A 15397-nucleotide genomic window follows, 5' to 3' on the forward strand; every position below is an offset into this window, starting at 1 on the left:
CTCTTTAATCTACTAACAACATACATCCAGCTAATATTGGTGTCATAATCATCGAAAACCTTAGAAGCATGCGAGGTGCATAATTTGTAAACTTAGCTCCTATATATGCTCCTAACATTGTCCCGATTAAAACTTGTACTAATAATACATAATCTAAATACCCTTCCGAACTATATCCAAACCCACCTCCAATTGCGATTGGTAATATAACGAGCATTGTCGTCCCTACAGATTGACGGATTGTTAAACCTAATAGAACCATTAATCCGAGTTGGATAAAAGGTGCTGAGCCAATACCAAATGCACCTGCTAAAATTCCAGTCACCAATCCGAGGAATATACATTTAATCACGTTATCTTTCGAAAGTTCTTTATGCCCTTTTAAAGACGACTGTGATCTTTTTTGAAACATAATCAACCGAATAAACATAAAAATTGCCGATAAAAATAACATACCAGCTGTAAACCAATGCAACAGATGTGCTGGTATTAACGAACCAAACTTTGAACCAATAAAGGAACCAATCGCGCCAAATCCCCCAACAACTCCGCCTATTACAAGCACAACATTCCCTTCTCGGTAATGACTTACTACTCCAGATAATGTCGTAAATGCCATCGCAGTTAAAGATGTTGCAAGAGCAACATGAATAGGGATATGGAATACTAGAGTGAGTATCGCGATGATAAATCCTGCTCCCCCTGCTCCGACAAATCCTAATAAAACTCCCATTAATAACATTGTTATAATAATTGCCACATAATTCCCCTCCAATATCCCAATTATCTATCATATACACACTTCTATACAAACAAAAAGCACCCTAAGCGGATGCTCTGACTACTTTTCTTTATTGATAATATGTACTTAATCTTGATTAATTAAAATAACAGCTGGACCAGAAACAACTACTCCGGCCACTTCTATCTTTTCAAATTCCATCACTGTAATAGATATAACCCCTTCTCTTTCCATCAATTCCTTACTCAGGACTTCAGTCGGTATTGATTTCACCGTCCTACCTCCTTTTCATTTTATACAAAATTACAAAAAACTACCCAATGCATCTAAATATATGCATCACCTCCGCTTTCATTCCTTATTCCAGTCAAAATTCACATCACCTTTCTATAACATATTGAAAAATAAAAAAGCACTCGCCAAAGCGAATGCCTTTCCATTATTTACTCTCTATTACTTTTAACATTCTATTAATAAATGCTGCCGATTCCCCACGTGTTGCAGAACCTTTTGGCATAAACTCATTATTCTCATTCCCTTTTACGATACCTAACCCATAAACACGTTGAACCGCCTGTTTATCATACGCTAAATTTTGATCCGTAAATGGTAATGGAACTAAATTACCTTTAATATTTTTGAATTGCAATGCACGATCAATCATAATGACAGCTTCATCACGTTTAATCGTATCATTCGGAGCAAATATATCATTTCCTCGTCCACTTATAATCCCAGCACTAGCTGCACGATTAATACCATCTACTAGCGATGGATGAGCTGTGCTTAAATCTTTGAAATTCGATTTCCCCTCTGGTAATTGCAATGATCTTGAAACTAAATTCGCAAATTCACCACGTGTTACAAGACGTTCTGGCCAGTAAGAACCCTTCCCGTCTCCAACCATAATACCTCTTTTATCTAATTCACGAATATCTGCTTCATACCAACCGCCAGTTATATCATCTTTATGATTCGCATCATAATAAGCTTTCGTTCCCTGTAAAAATGGCTCCCACGCATTATTCCTTATCATAATGGCCGGACAATTCTTTCCGCTCCAAAATTGATGTTTTTTTACATTTTCTAAAGGAATATTTAATTCCCCCATTAAATAGGCTGCTAGTTTGCGAGCATTTTCCACAGCTTTATTATAATCACCATCTTGATTGACAGCAATTTCAATTGCAATTGATTCTCTGTTACCGGTTCCTTCTGATCCATCTCCAGCATGCCAACCATTTTCATTTAATGGTAGATGTTGATAAATTTCTTTATCATCTACTGTAAAATGCCAAGATGCTGAACGATCAGTCGTTCCTGTTGCTTGACTGTATAAATATTGTGCATGGTTTCTAGCATTTGCTCCAACACTATAATTATCTGTCTCATGAATTGTAATGTATTTTGGTTTCATCGCATAACCTGGACGAATATTTTCATTACCTGTTGGTACAATCATTTCCTTTAATGGTACACCGTAAATATCCGTTGTTTTCTCTTCTATTGGTGCAGTATACATAACCGCTGCACGTTTCGTACGAGTTGGAGTTGTGCTTTGAATAAGAGATGCTTTTGTACCCTCAAATTTTGCTGAAGGTGCATAAATCCATTTCACCTCATTATCTATTTGGACTTGGAACCACTCTCCAACTTGTCCAATTGCAATAATTGTTTGCGGTTGTAACACTTTCTCGTCTTTATATGAATTAAATGGTGCGGAATATGTAGCTGTATCTTCATTAATTACTAATTTTTCGTTTGCCAAGTGATAAACTTCCTTAACCTCTACATTTCCTTCACTACTTTGTATCCACCCAGCTCCAGATTCTGTTTGTATATAGTAAGCGTTTCCTTTTTGTTTTTCGGCTTTCACTACTTGATTAGAAAGCTGAACACCTGTCGCTTTTTGTAACTCAGCAGAATCAAATAAAGATGCTGAACCTATTATATGTACAAAAAAATCTCCTTGTACTTCATTTGTTATTCCTTTGCTCTCTCCACGTCCATCTTCATCTTTCATATGGCTTTCAATACTTTTTAATGCTTGCTCGTCTGTTGAAATTGTTACGGTCTTTTCTACTGTGTCTGCATAGGAAAAACTTGGAATCGTTACCATACTAAATACAATTGATGCAGCTAAAACATTATAAAATTCTTTTTTCATACTAATTATTTAACACGTTTATATCTTAATTCGTGTTAACTTCCCTCCCTAATCTAAAATATTTAAGGCTATCTAGCAAACTTCTAAACTAAATAACCCTTTACAATATAACAAACTCTATCTCATTCGTATAGATAGGAATGACTACTATTTGCCTACTTTTTCTATATTGGAATATAGAAAAGAAGCTATAAAAGATATAGCTTCTCCTCTCACTATTTCAATCTCGTTGTACCTTATACTCTATAACTCTACCATCTTTATCAAATTGCAAAACAAGACATTCACTATCTATAGGAATGAAACCACGTTCATTCCCAAGATAGTATAGTGTAGTAATTCCCGTTTCCAAACTGCTTGTTTTCGTAGGGGCCCCTAACAATTTTGTAATTTCCTCGTTTGATTTCCCTATCAATTTATGCTCCTGTAATAGGTCATCTACCATATGTACTCGTTTTTCTTCATAATTTAACCACCGATCCTGATTAAAATTTGAAGTGTATTTATTTATACTTAATTGTACGGTGCATACTAGCAATGGAATGAGACCTACCATCATTATAGTGAACAGTTGTTTCTTACCTTTATCACGTCTTGCCGAAACATGTAAGATAGACTTTTGAATAATAACTAATAAAATAAAAGGCATTACTACCACCAAAATACTCATTACACTCAATGACACATGAACCATATCAATAACGAAAATAAACGCAATGTACATTAATATATGCAAACAAAAATAAATGTACAACATTCCCCACAATATAGAGCTTTTACCTTTCTCCACCCAAATAACACCTACTTTATCCCGCTATTTGCGGGCAGTTAGACTCCCACCTCAAAATTCGGCTGTAAAGGGTAGAAGTCGGGTTGCCCATAAACCCCCACTAATTAAAGTTTTACTTTATTTTTCACTTCGCAACATAATTCATCTGGCCAATCATATCTCTAATCTTTTGTAGTTCTCGTGCTGTATATATTACTTTACTTGTTAAAACTTCATTTCTGAAAAACGTTACAATTTGCTCTCTATCTTTAAATCTCGGCAATTCTTCATTAGAAAGATCAATAACTTCTTTTCCACTCTCATTTTCAAAATATACAATTGGTTTTACTTTTTCCTTTACAATATCTACTTGCATTTCTTCCAAACAATTATATAAAGTTTGGGATAGCACTTTCGCTTTATACGCTGGATTCCCTTCATTTCTTACTTGCAAAGTTAATGAAGTTCCATCCGTAATAAATTCAAATGTCTCTTCTTTTTCAATTTCATGTTGATACTTACCAATTTCCTCAATCATAAATGAATATATACCCGCATTTTCTTTCGTTAAGCCATGGATTAATTTCCCTGTCCATTCTTTCGTCTCAAGTAGATAAATACCAGTTTTACATAAGATAAGGTGATGAATTCGATTATCATTTATGTCACGTTTATCTCTATATTTATTGCGTATCATAAAAACGTTCGGTATAATATGAAACTCTTCTTCTAGTATTATTCCTTGCTCAACGAAACCTCGCTTCATATAATGTAATATTTCATGCGCATTCACTTCAGCACCATTTTTGGTATATTCTCGTAAATCCGCAATTAAATTTTGAAACATATGTACTTCACTACTATGCTTATCTTGCATTTCACTACGTTCTTTACTATGTTGAACAGCCAATTGATTTTTCATCATACGCATATTTTCAAGTTCTCTAGCTGTATTCACTTGTAAATCATTATATTTTTTCTGTTCCATATTCTTTAAAGTATCCTGTTGTTCTTTATGCCCTGTAATCGTAGCTGCAATCTCATTTTCATACGTTTCAATCGCTTGTTTCTTTTCAAACTCTACTTGCTGACTCTCTGATTCTAACTGTTTATTTTTATAAAACAGTACAAACACTACAGCTAATAATATTAAAATCCCACCTATTAGCACATACTCCATATTATTACTCCTTTATTTCATTTCCGATTATTTTTAAACATATATCAATTACATTATACTATGTTATCAATATATACTTTGTAAAAATTATATATTTTTCATAAAAGGCACCTCAGTCGAGATACCTCTTAGATTCACTTTATTGTACACCATACTGAATATAACTTGAATCATAGTATACCCATTGATTTGTCCCTAAGCAAAGCCATCCATCTTGCTTACTCCATACTCGATATGATTCACCATGATGTAACTGTCTTATAACATTCCCGTTTAATGATGGAGCATCTCGCAGATTCACATTATCGCCAGTAATAGTTGCTACATAATGTTTATACTGAATATAACTTGAATCATTATATACCCACTGATTTGTCCCTAAGCAGAGCCATCCATTTTGTTCTCCCCAAACTTCATATGATTCGCCACGATTCAATTGGCGAATTACACTAGACTGTAAAGATGGTCCACTTCGTAAATTCACATTATCTCCATTAATTACAGCAACTCCGTATACTGGAGTCGCATTATTAGGCGTGGAAACATTCCCCCCACCACTTGCTCCATTTCCTTGTAAAGCTTCTAATGAAACAGCTGCTGATACGTCACAATTTCCTACACCTGAAATTTGCCCAGAATCTGTGTACTGCCATGCTGTCCACTCTGTCCATCCACCAGCATCAGCAGGCGGTATACTAGAATATTTGGAAATCCAAAGTGGAATGTCACTTAACCCGCTAATTCCAAATTCATTAATATACCAAACTCCTGTATATAACATTACATTTTTCCCAGTAGCTTGTTTCACATAATTTACGAAACTTCTTGCCCAATTCGATATAGTCGCACCCGTTAAACTACTATTGCTAGTATCCGTTGGCGATTCTAAATCTAAAACAGGGATTAAGTCCGTCTGATTACTCTGTAATATATTCACAAAATGTTTCGCTTCTGAAATGGCATCATTTTGTTCTGGGTGCGCAAAATGATATGCACCAATTAATACATTCGCATCTCTCGCAGCTTGTACATTTTGAACGAAAGTAGGGTCAATATAGTTCACACCTTCCGTCGCTTTTGCATACGCCGCTGGAATGCCAGATGACTTCACAGCATTCCAATTAATGTTTCCTTCCCAATGAGACACATCAATAAATGTAATATTTGAACTGGATCTATTTTGCATATAAAAGCTCCTATCAAATTTTGTTATTCTATATACAATATGTACAACTCTAGTTAAAGGACACGACAAATCTCTCACATATTTCGAAAATTTTATTACATTTTAATATCTGAGAGAATAGAAAAAAGACCTTGTAATTCTACAAGGCCTGTTGCAAACTCCCTTTATTTTGTAGCAAGTACATATTGTAGTAAAGTCCTTGTTTACTAAGTAACTCTTGATGTGTTCCGCTTTCTACAATTTCCCCTTCATGCATAACAAATATTTGATCCGCATCTTGGATTGTAGACAATCTGTGCGCAATCGCTATCGTTGTTCTACCTTTTCGCATTTGCTGCAATGCCGTTTGGATAGCCTCCTCTGTTTCTGTATCAATATTTGCCGTCGCTTCATCTAACACTAATACTTTCGGATTGGTTGCTATCGTTCTAGCAAAAGCAATTAATTGCCTTTGACCACTAGAAAATGCAGCTCCTCTTTCGACAACTTCTGTATCATACTGCTCTGGTAATTTTTCAATAAACGTATTCGCTTGCACAAACTTTGCCGCTTCCTCTATCTCTTCATCCGTAATCTCTTCATTATACATACGAATATTTTGCTTTACATTTCCAGCAAATAAAAATGCATCTTGCAGCACAAGACCAATTTTCTTTCGAATTTCTTGTTCTTCGAACTTCTCTAAATCTACTCCGTCTATTACTATATTTCCTGATTTAATATTGTAAAATCTCATTAATAAATTCATAATCGTACTCTTTCCGCTACCAGTATGCCCTACGAAAGCAACCGTTTGCCCTGACTTTACGTGAAAAGATACATTTTTTAAAACGTCACGCTTTCCATCATATGAAAAAGTAACATCTTTAAACTGAATTTTCCCGTTAGCTACTCGTGGCTGTTCACTCCCCATTTGAACAGGAGCTAAATCTTTATCATCCATTAAATGAAATACACGCGATGATGAAACAAGCGCTTGCTGGAAGAAAGATAGTTTCATCATCATCTCATTTACCGGCTGGAAGAAACGATGAATATAGTTAACGAAAGCATATAAAACCCCTACTTCAACAGGACTCTTTAAAGCATCGATTCCGAATAAACCAAGTACTACCGCAATTGCTACAATATGAACAAGATCTGTTGCTGGACGTAAAAGTAATGCATCTAATTTCAATGTACGACGTCCAGCACTAAAATGTTTATTGTTCACTTCTTCAAATTCTTTTCTCATCCGCTTTTCTTGCCGGAACACCTGAACAATATTCATACCTTGAATGGACTCATTTAACTTTGCATTTAATATACTCAGCTGATTACGTACCTCTAAATAAAAAGCTGCACTTTTCCGTTGATACAACACCATAATTGCAAACATTACCGGAATTAATATGAGCGAAAATAGCGCTAATTTTACATCTAATAAAAACATCGCTACTAAAATCCCTACTAAAAAGACTACATTTTTCACGAATGTTGATAGTACACTAACATAGAAATCCTTAATCGCTTCTGTATCATTCGTTATGCGAGATACGAGCGTACCAATCGGCGTACGATCAAAGAAGCTTAATGACAATTTTTGAACATGTTCATACACTTCAACTCGCATATCTTGGACAATCTTAAAAGCGATATTTTGAAAGTACAATAAGTCTAAATAAGTAAATAATACTTTTAATAAATGAGCAATAATATACACTACAAATAGGGTTACAAGTGCTGATTGTTCAAAGTTACCTGGCACTAAGTGTTCATCAAGAAATTGTTTAATTAAAAAAGGACCCATCATTTCAGTTACAGTTGCACCAACTAGAAATAAAAATGCTACCGCCAATAACCCTTTATAGGGCCTCATATAAGAAAGCAACCTTCTTAAATCACTCCGTTTTTTCTCAGCCATCATACGCCTCCTTTCTCTACTAATGCCTCTAACTGCTGGCTTTCGTACATTTCTTTATACCAACCATTTTCTTTCATTAATTGCTCATGTGTCCCTCGCTGCATAACCCTACCTTCATCAATAACAAGAATAAGATTTGCATGCTGAATAGCACTTAAACGATGGGCAGTAATAATCGTCGTTTTCTCTGCCCTTTCTCGTTTCAATGCAGTTAAAATAGTTTCTTCTGTTTTTGCATCTACGGCTGATAAACAATCATCTAATATTAAAATTTCAGCATTTGTTAATAATGCACGCGCAATAGAGATTCTCTGCTTTTGACCTCCTGATAGTGAAACGCCCCTTTCACCTACTACAGTGTCATACCCTTCTGGAAATTGAAATATATCATTATGAATACAAGCAATATCAGCAGCTCGGCTAATTTCTTTATATGTAGCATCGGCCTTTCCAAAAGCAATGTTCTCCCCAATACTCGCTGAAAATAAAAAGTGATCTTGCGGTACATATGAAATTGCAGAACGCACACCGTGAAGTGTTAAATCTCGAATATCCCGCTCCCCAACTTTTAATTCACCATTAAAATGATCATACTCTCGAATTAAACATTTTAATAACGTCGTCTTCCCTGCACCGGTACGCCCTACAACTCCTAATGTTTCACCTTTTCTTAAGTTAAAGTAAATATCTTTTAAGTTTAATAGTTCATTCTTTTTATAAGAAAACGAATCAACAGCAAACGAAACATCACCACTTGCTATAGTATTTATAGCATTGTCCCTATTCACTACATCTGAAGTTTGTGAAAGTATTTTCTCCACACGATCATACGAAGCACGTCCACGCTCCATAATATTAAATAGCCATCCAAACGCTAACATTGGCCATACAAGTGTCCCTAAGTACGTTGTAAATGTTACTAATTCCCCTACAGTTAATTCACCTCGTACGACTAATAATGATCCGTAACAAATTGCGATCAAAAATGAAAATCCGACAATTAGGGAAATCGTTGGATCGAATAACGAGTCAATACGTGCAACTAGCATATTTTTATGTACGACATCTTCAGATTTCTTCCGAAACGCTTGTAAATCCTCTTTCTCTTGTCCAAGTGAGCGAATTACCTTCATCCCACTCATACTTTCTTGTACTTTATCATTGATTTCAGAAAACGATTGCTGTGCCTTATGAAATCTTCTATGCAATAAAGTTCCATAATAATTTGTAGAAATAGCTACAATTGGCATCGGAATTAAACTTAATAACGTTAACTTCCAACTAATTGTAAATCCCATCGCTACGAGTACACATCCTCCAACAGCTAATGAATCAACGAGTGTTAAAACACCTGCCCCCGCAGTTTGCTGAATCGCCTGAATATCATTTGTCGCATGTGCCATCAAATCGCCTGTGCGACGTGATTGATAAAAGGATGGGCTCATCTTAGTAAAATGTTCATATAGATTCTTTCGCAGTTGACGAGCTAGTTTTAAAGAAGATCCAAAAATCATAATACGCCATAAGTAACGTAATATATACATCGTAATTCCTACAACTACTAATAGAATAACCCAGTTCAACAATTTTTCAGACGTTAATGTTCCATTATTAATTTCATCTACTACAATGCCCAGTACTCTTGGCGCTACAAGTTCAAGAAGCGCGACACCAAATAACATAATAATTCCGATTATGTACGCTCGTTTTTCTTGCTTAAAAAACCAAGCTAAATTAAAAAACACTTTCATATTTATCCTCCTCCCTTAAAATGAGCGATGTTTTCAGTTTACCAAAAACACAGAATTTTTAAAAGTTTTAAATATCTTTTATAACCAAAAGAAAAGGGCACTCGGTAAGAGTGCCCTTTGGCGCTTATTTCGTTTGTTGCTTGTTCATCGCGCTCATCATTTGATTGATTTTCTTTTGGGAAGGTTTTTGTCCCATTTGCATCATCATCATTTTTAACATTTGTTCGTTAATTGGTGGATTTTTTTGTAAGTAATTCATCATGTATTTGCGGGCAATGAAAAATCCTAACGCCACGCCTGCTACTAGTGCTACTACGCCCACTAGAATACCTAACCACATTGGCATATCTTTTCCTCCTTCATGTTGTCTACCTTACAGTGTACTAAAACCTTTTCAATAAGACAAGATACTATTCGACATTTTTTACACATATGTTCGTACTTGTTTGAGAGGATTTAACCAACCGTACTTTTTATTTTCATAATCCATCGCTAAAAATGTTAACTCACACTTTCTAAGCACCTCAAAGAAAGTTGTTTCCATGGATACATTTCCAGAAGTATTTATTCGAATATATTGTGGTTTCACCATTATTTCTCCGTATTCGGCTCCTGTATAAAGCGTATGAGTATGATTTGTTCTTTCATATTTACCAAGAACACGCAAAGCTTGTTCTAATTTATGATGAATTTTCATTACTTGTAACGGCATCGTAATATACGTCATTTGTTTATATAATACTTTCTTCTCCGAAAGGAACCCAGATTCTGAAAATCGAGCAAATAAATCAAAAAACAAATATTCACGACCAAAGTAAGCTTTCGCAATATCCTCTTGAATTAAATACAATTCATACGTTTTCATTTTTCCCCTCCCGATCTGGACAACCTTTTCCCTACATTATATAAGAGAAGATTTGCAATGATTGTCTGACTACGGAGAGAGAAAAAACTTTTCCTGTCGAAAAAACTCAATTACATAGAAAAATCTCCCCATGCTGGAGAGATTTTTCTAAAATCATTAAAGCATTTCTTTTACTTTACGAACAACGTTCTCTACAGTAAATCCATACTCTTCCATAATCTTCTCACCAGGAGCAGAAGCACCGAATGTGTCAATACCTAGTACATCTCCATCAAGACCTACATAACGGTGCCATCCCATTGTAGCACCCATTTCAATTGCGAAACGTTTCGTTACTGCTTTTGGTAGTACAGATTCTTTGTACTCAGCAGTTTGAGCTTCAAAGCGATCCATAGATGGCATGCTAACAACAGCTGCATCAACGCCGTCTGCTGCTAGAGCTTTTTGCGCTTCGATTGCTAAGCTTACTTCAGATCCAGTTGCAATTAAGATTACATCAGCAGTTTCTTTCTTGCTTGCAGAAACTACATATGCACCTTTTGCTACTTTTTCATAAGTATCGTCTTTTGCACCTTCTAATGTTGGAAGATCTTGACGAGTTAACACTAATGCAGTTGGTGTTTTTGTTGATTCTAGAGCTAGTCTCCAAGCTGCAACTGATTCGTTACCGTCTGCTGGACGAATAACAGAAACGTTTGGCATTGCACGAAGTGCTGCTAATTGTTCAACCGGCTCATGTGTTGGACCATCTTCACCAACAGCGATACTATCATGTGTGAATACATACGTTACAGGCAATTGCATTAATGCTGCAAGGCGAATTGCTGGACGTAAGTAGTCAGAGAATACGAAGAACGTACCACCGTAAGTTTTTAAACCGCCATGTAGTGCAATACCGTTCATTGCTGCACCCATCGCAAACTCACGAACACCGTACCAAATGTTTTTACCGCTGTAATCAGCTCTTGTGAAGTCTTTTTCGTTATTCATATATGTTTTGTTAGAACCAGCAAGGTCAGCTGATCCACCAAAGAATGATGGTACAGACTCTGCAATTGCATTAATTACAGCACCTGAAGAATTACGTGTTGCTGCTTTTGATCCTAATTCATAAGTTGGTAAGCTTTGTTCCCAACCTTCTGGAAGAAGACCGTTCATTGCTGCTTGCAGTTCGTTTGCTAATTCTGGATATGCTTGTGCATATTCACCGAGCATCGTGTTCCACGCAGCTTGCGCCGTTTCACCAACATCTTGTACTGTTTTACGGAAGTTGTCATATACTTCTTCTGCTACATGGAAGTCTTGTTCAGCAGTCCAAGCGTATGCTTCTTTCGTTAATTTTGTTTCGTCTACACCAAGTGGAGAACCATGTGAAGCTGATTTTCCTGATTTGTTTGGAGAACCGAAACCAATTGTCGTTCTTACTTCAATTAGCGTTGGGCGTTTTTCGTCAGCTTTCGCTTCTTCAATTGCTTTTGCGATTGCTTCAATATCGTTTCCATCCTCAACACGGATTACTTGCCATCCGTATGCTTTGTAACGATCTTCTACACTTTCAGAGAATGAACGATTTAAATCGCCATCTAATGAAATATCGTTTGAATCGTAAAGTACTACAAGACGACCTAATTGTAAATGAGCAGCTAATGAAGATGCTTCAGCAGAAACGCCTTCCATTAAATCTCCATCACCACAAATAGCGTATGTATGATGATCTACTACATTATACGCATCACGGTTGTATTTAGCCGCTAAATGTCTTTCAGCCATCGCCATACCAACAGCAGTTGCAATACCTTGTCCAAGTGGACCAGTTGTTGCGTCTACACCTGCTGTGTGACCGTACTCAGGATGTCCTGGAGTTTTGCTTCCCCATTGACGGAAGTTCTTTAAATCATCCATTGTTAAGTCATAACCAGATAGATGAAGTAGGCTGTATAGTAACATTGAACCATGACCTGCAGATAATACGAAACGATCGCGGTTAAACCACGTTGGGTTATTTGGATTGTGTTTCATAAATTGAGTCCATAATGTATAAGCCATTGGTGCTGCACCCATTGGCATTCCTGGGTGACCAGAGTTTGCTTTTTCAATCGCATCAATGGATAATGTGCGAATCGTGTTGATAGAAAGTTGTTCGATTGAATGTGACATGCTATTCTTCCCTTCGCGTATGTTAGTAAACGTTTTATACATTTATATGATAGCTTCCCACGCAAGATTATACAACATGTATCGACAAATATGTTGATGTTTTTTTGATTTTTCATAAAAAATACAGTGATTCAGGGAATGTATGGGCATTCAATATGACATACTTTTTAATTGTTTTTATTTTAAAAATAAAGATAATTATCTGTATATTTATACAAATATACTAATTTCTGATATATCTCTTTTTTGATAACCTTTAAAAATACAAAAAAGCATCTGAATTAGATGCTTTTAAAACAAATTAAATAATCCGCTTACGAATAGAACTTGAAATAAAATCAATTATAATTACCATTAAAATGATACCTAATAAAATAATTCCCACACGAGACCAATTACGTGAACTAAGTGCAAAAATTAATGGCGTACCAATACCACCTGCTCCAATAACACCTAAAATCGCAGCGGATCGTACATTAATTTCAAACCTGTATAACGTATACGATAGAAAATCCGGTAACACTTGTGGTAATACGGCATACCAAAGTATTTGAAACCGATTTGCACCCGTTGCTATTAACGCTTCCGTCGGTCCCTTATCTATATTTTCAATTCCTTCCGAATATAGTTTCCCTAACATTCCGATAGAGTGTAACCCTAAAGCTAGAACTCCGGCAAAAGAGCCTGGACCAACAGCTTTTATAAATAAAAGAGCCATAACTAATTCAGGAAATGTACGAACAAAACTAAGTACAAATTTCCCAGTTCCTGAAGTTAATTTTCCACTACTCATATTCGTTGCCGCCCAAAAAGCAAATGGAACAGATATAAAAGCAGAAATAAATGTACCTAATATCGCAATTGCCAACGTATCAATTAAACCGTGTAATAAATCTTCACCATCTGGCAAAGATACATACGACCAATCTGGGTTCAATACGCCTGTCATAATTGCTTTTGTAATTTCTCCCGCCGTATTCTTTATTCCCTCTAACGGGACTCCTGAAAAGGCCCATACATATATAACTGTAAGTGCTATAAAAATAATCCAGCGATATATACTCGGTTTCTTCGGTTTTGGTACGATTATTGTCGTTTTACTCATTATAATTTCCCCCGCAACGCTGTACTTATATAATCAATTAGCAATACAACAACAAGGGTATAAATAATAATAGAAGCAGTTTGTTGATATTGTAAAAATCCAAGTGTACGATCATAATATAATCCAATCCCACCTGCTCCTACTAAACCTAGAACAGCTGCTGCACGTACATTCACCTCAAATGTATAAAGTACATAGGAGACGAAGTGCGCTTTCACTTGCGGAATGACCCCATAAACTATCCATTGCACCTTATTCGCTCCTACAGCTGTCATCGCTTCTAATGGACCTGGATCAATTGATTCAATTGACTCATACAATAATTTCGCTACGAGTCCAACGGAGAAACAAGTAAGAGCCAAAATACCTGGAAGTGGTCCTATTCCAAAAATCGCTACAAAAATAGCCGCTAATAATAAATCTGGTATTGTTCGTATAAAATTTAAAATCAATCGAGCTGGACTGTACAAAAATACACTAGTAAATACGTTACTTGCCGCAAATAGTGCAAGTGGAATGGCTAAAATCGCTCCTAAAGTCGTTCCAATAATCGCCATACGTATTGTATCTAACATTGCTGTTGTAATAATTTGAAAATAACTCCAATCTGGTGGCACCATTTCCTTCAATAAATCCATCATATTCGGAAAACCAACTACTAGTTTTGAAAATGATGCGTCGACCTGTACACTACTACCCCACAACAGTAAAATAACTAAAATAACCGTTAATATATGTTTCAATTTACTCGGCGGCTTCGGTATCGATTTCGAATATATCGTCACTTCATTCATTTAGCTGCCACCTCTAATAATGCGCTTTTCTGAGCTACGTCCCCATAAATTTCAGCGAATTTTTCATCCGTTGCCTCTTCTACTAATCCATCAAAAACAATTTCACCAGCATGTAATCCAATAATACGAGTAGCATATTGCCTCGCTAAATCAATAGAATGTAAGTTTACAATTGTCGTAATTCCAAAATCTTCATTAATTTTCTTCAAATCATCCATTACTTGCTTTGTTGTCAGAGGATCTAACGAAGCAACAGGCTCATCTGCCAATATGATTTTCGCTTCTTGTGCCAATGCTCTAGCAATTGATACACGTTGCTGTTGTCCCCCTGATAATTCATCAGCTCGTGCATATGCTTTTTCTGAGATATTCACTCTATTCAGCGCCTGGAATGCAAGCTCCACATCCTCTTTCGGAAACAGACCTAACGTTGTACGCAATGTAGAATGATATCCAACCCGCCCAGCTAATACATTCTTCAGTACCGTTGATCGCTTCACAAGGTTAAAGCTTTGAAAAATCATACCAATATCTCGGCGCATGCGTCGTAATCCTTTTCCTTTTGCAGCAGTAATAGACTCCCCTTCAATAATGATTTCTCCTTCTGTGATTTCATGAAGGCGATTTACCGATCTGAGAAGTGTTGATTTTCCAGCACCGGATAGCCCGACCATTACAACAAACTCACCTTTTTGAATTTTCAAGTTTATATTATTCAATCCTTTTGTACCATTCGGATACACTTTGGAAACATTTCGAAACTCTATCACACATCTTA

The 15397-nt window shown here is 36.1% G+C and carries 14 protein-coding genes; all 14 read right to left on the reverse strand.

The window, feature by feature from the left end; translation table 11 throughout:
- Positions 1–4 precede the first annotated feature (4 nt).
- The 14 genes from NSQ69_RS17940 to phnC all read right to left on the reverse strand — a co-directional run bounded on the left by NSQ69_RS17940 (position 5) and on the right by phnC (position 15389).
- Positions 5–760, reverse strand: coding sequence for a sulfite exporter TauE/SafE family protein (locus tag NSQ69_RS17940; protein WP_002137766.1), 756 nt, complete (start codon positions 758–760; stop codon positions 5–7).
- A 108-nt stretch (positions 761–868) separates the two neighbouring features.
- Positions 869–1015, reverse strand: coding sequence for a BC1881 family protein (locus tag NSQ69_RS17945; RefSeq protein WP_002014405.1), 147 nt, complete (start codon positions 1013–1015; stop codon positions 869–871).
- Between the two features lie 166 nt (positions 1016–1181).
- Positions 1182–2909, reverse strand: a complete 1728-nt coding sequence (locus NSQ69_RS17950; RefSeq protein ID WP_088290900.1) for an S-layer homology domain-containing protein — start codon at positions 2907–2909, stop codon at positions 1182–1184.
- Between the two features lie 220 nt (positions 2910–3129).
- Positions 3130–3699 carry a hypothetical protein gene (locus tag NSQ69_RS17955; protein WP_002167814.1) on the reverse strand — a complete coding sequence of 190 codons (570 nt, stop codon included), beginning with the start codon at positions 3697–3699 and terminating at the stop codon, positions 3130–3132.
- A 124-nt stretch (positions 3700–3823) separates the two neighbouring features.
- Positions 3824–4858: a nuclease-related domain-containing protein gene (locus tag NSQ69_RS17960; RefSeq protein ID WP_088290899.1), complete on the reverse strand. Its 1035-nt coding sequence runs from the start codon at positions 4856–4858 to the stop codon at positions 3824–3826.
- 139 nt (positions 4859–4997) lie between these two features.
- Positions 4998–6044 (reverse strand): GH25 family lysozyme, encoded by a 1047-nt coding sequence (locus NSQ69_RS17965; protein WP_002190411.1) that lies wholly within the window; start codon positions 6042–6044, stop codon positions 4998–5000.
- Between the two features lie 139 nt (positions 6045–6183).
- On the reverse strand, positions 6184–7947 hold the full coding sequence (locus tag NSQ69_RS17970) for an ABC transporter ATP-binding protein (RefSeq protein ID WP_341099576.1): 1764 nt from the start codon (positions 7945–7947) through the stop codon (positions 6184–6186).
- The gene (locus tag NSQ69_RS17975; protein ID WP_002128572.1) at positions 7947–9698 is read right to left on the reverse strand and encodes an ABC transporter transmembrane domain-containing protein; all 1752 of its coding nucleotides are present in this window, start codon (positions 9696–9698) and stop codon (positions 7947–7949) included. Before NSQ69_RS17975 ends, NSQ69_RS17970 begins: the two co-directional genes overlap by 1 nt.
- Positions 9699–9822: 124 nt before the next feature.
- Positions 9823–10044: a YneF family protein gene (locus tag NSQ69_RS17980; protein ID WP_001132292.1), complete on the reverse strand. Its 222-nt coding sequence runs from the start codon at positions 10042–10044 to the stop codon at positions 9823–9825.
- Positions 10045–10122: 78 nt separating this feature from the next.
- Positions 10123–10563: a sporulation inhibitor of replication protein SirA gene (sirA, locus tag NSQ69_RS17985; protein WP_002014415.1), complete on the reverse strand. Its 441-nt coding sequence runs from the start codon at positions 10561–10563 to the stop codon at positions 10123–10125.
- A 156-nt stretch (positions 10564–10719) separates the two neighbouring features.
- Positions 10720–12720, reverse strand: a complete 2001-nt coding sequence (gene tkt / locus NSQ69_RS17990; protein WP_002128574.1) for a transketolase — start codon at positions 12718–12720, stop codon at positions 10720–10722.
- Between the two features lie 301 nt (positions 12721–13021).
- Positions 13022–13825 carry a phosphonate ABC transporter, permease protein PhnE gene (phnE, locus tag NSQ69_RS17995; RefSeq protein WP_002167810.1) on the reverse strand — a complete coding sequence of 268 codons (804 nt, stop codon included), beginning with the start codon at positions 13823–13825 and terminating at the stop codon, positions 13022–13024.
- Positions 13825–14619 (reverse strand): phosphonate ABC transporter, permease protein PhnE, encoded by a 795-nt coding sequence (phnE, locus tag NSQ69_RS18000; RefSeq protein WP_341099577.1) that lies wholly within the window; start codon positions 14617–14619, stop codon positions 13825–13827. Before phnE (NSQ69_RS18000) ends, phnE (NSQ69_RS17995) begins: the two co-directional genes overlap by 1 nt.
- On the reverse strand, positions 14616–15389 hold the full coding sequence (gene phnC, locus NSQ69_RS18005; protein ID WP_002033479.1) for a phosphonate ABC transporter ATP-binding protein: 774 nt from the start codon (positions 15387–15389) through the stop codon (positions 14616–14618). Before phnC ends, phnE (NSQ69_RS18000) begins: the two co-directional genes overlap by 4 nt.
- Between the last annotated feature and the right edge of the window lie 8 nt (positions 15390–15397).

Origin of the sequence: Bacillus sp. FSL R10-2201 (genome assembly GCF_038008665.1) — a bacterium.
In the GTDB taxonomy this organism is placed as follows: domain Bacteria; phylum Bacillota; class Bacilli; order Bacillales; family Bacillaceae_G; genus Bacillus_A; species Bacillus_A mycoides.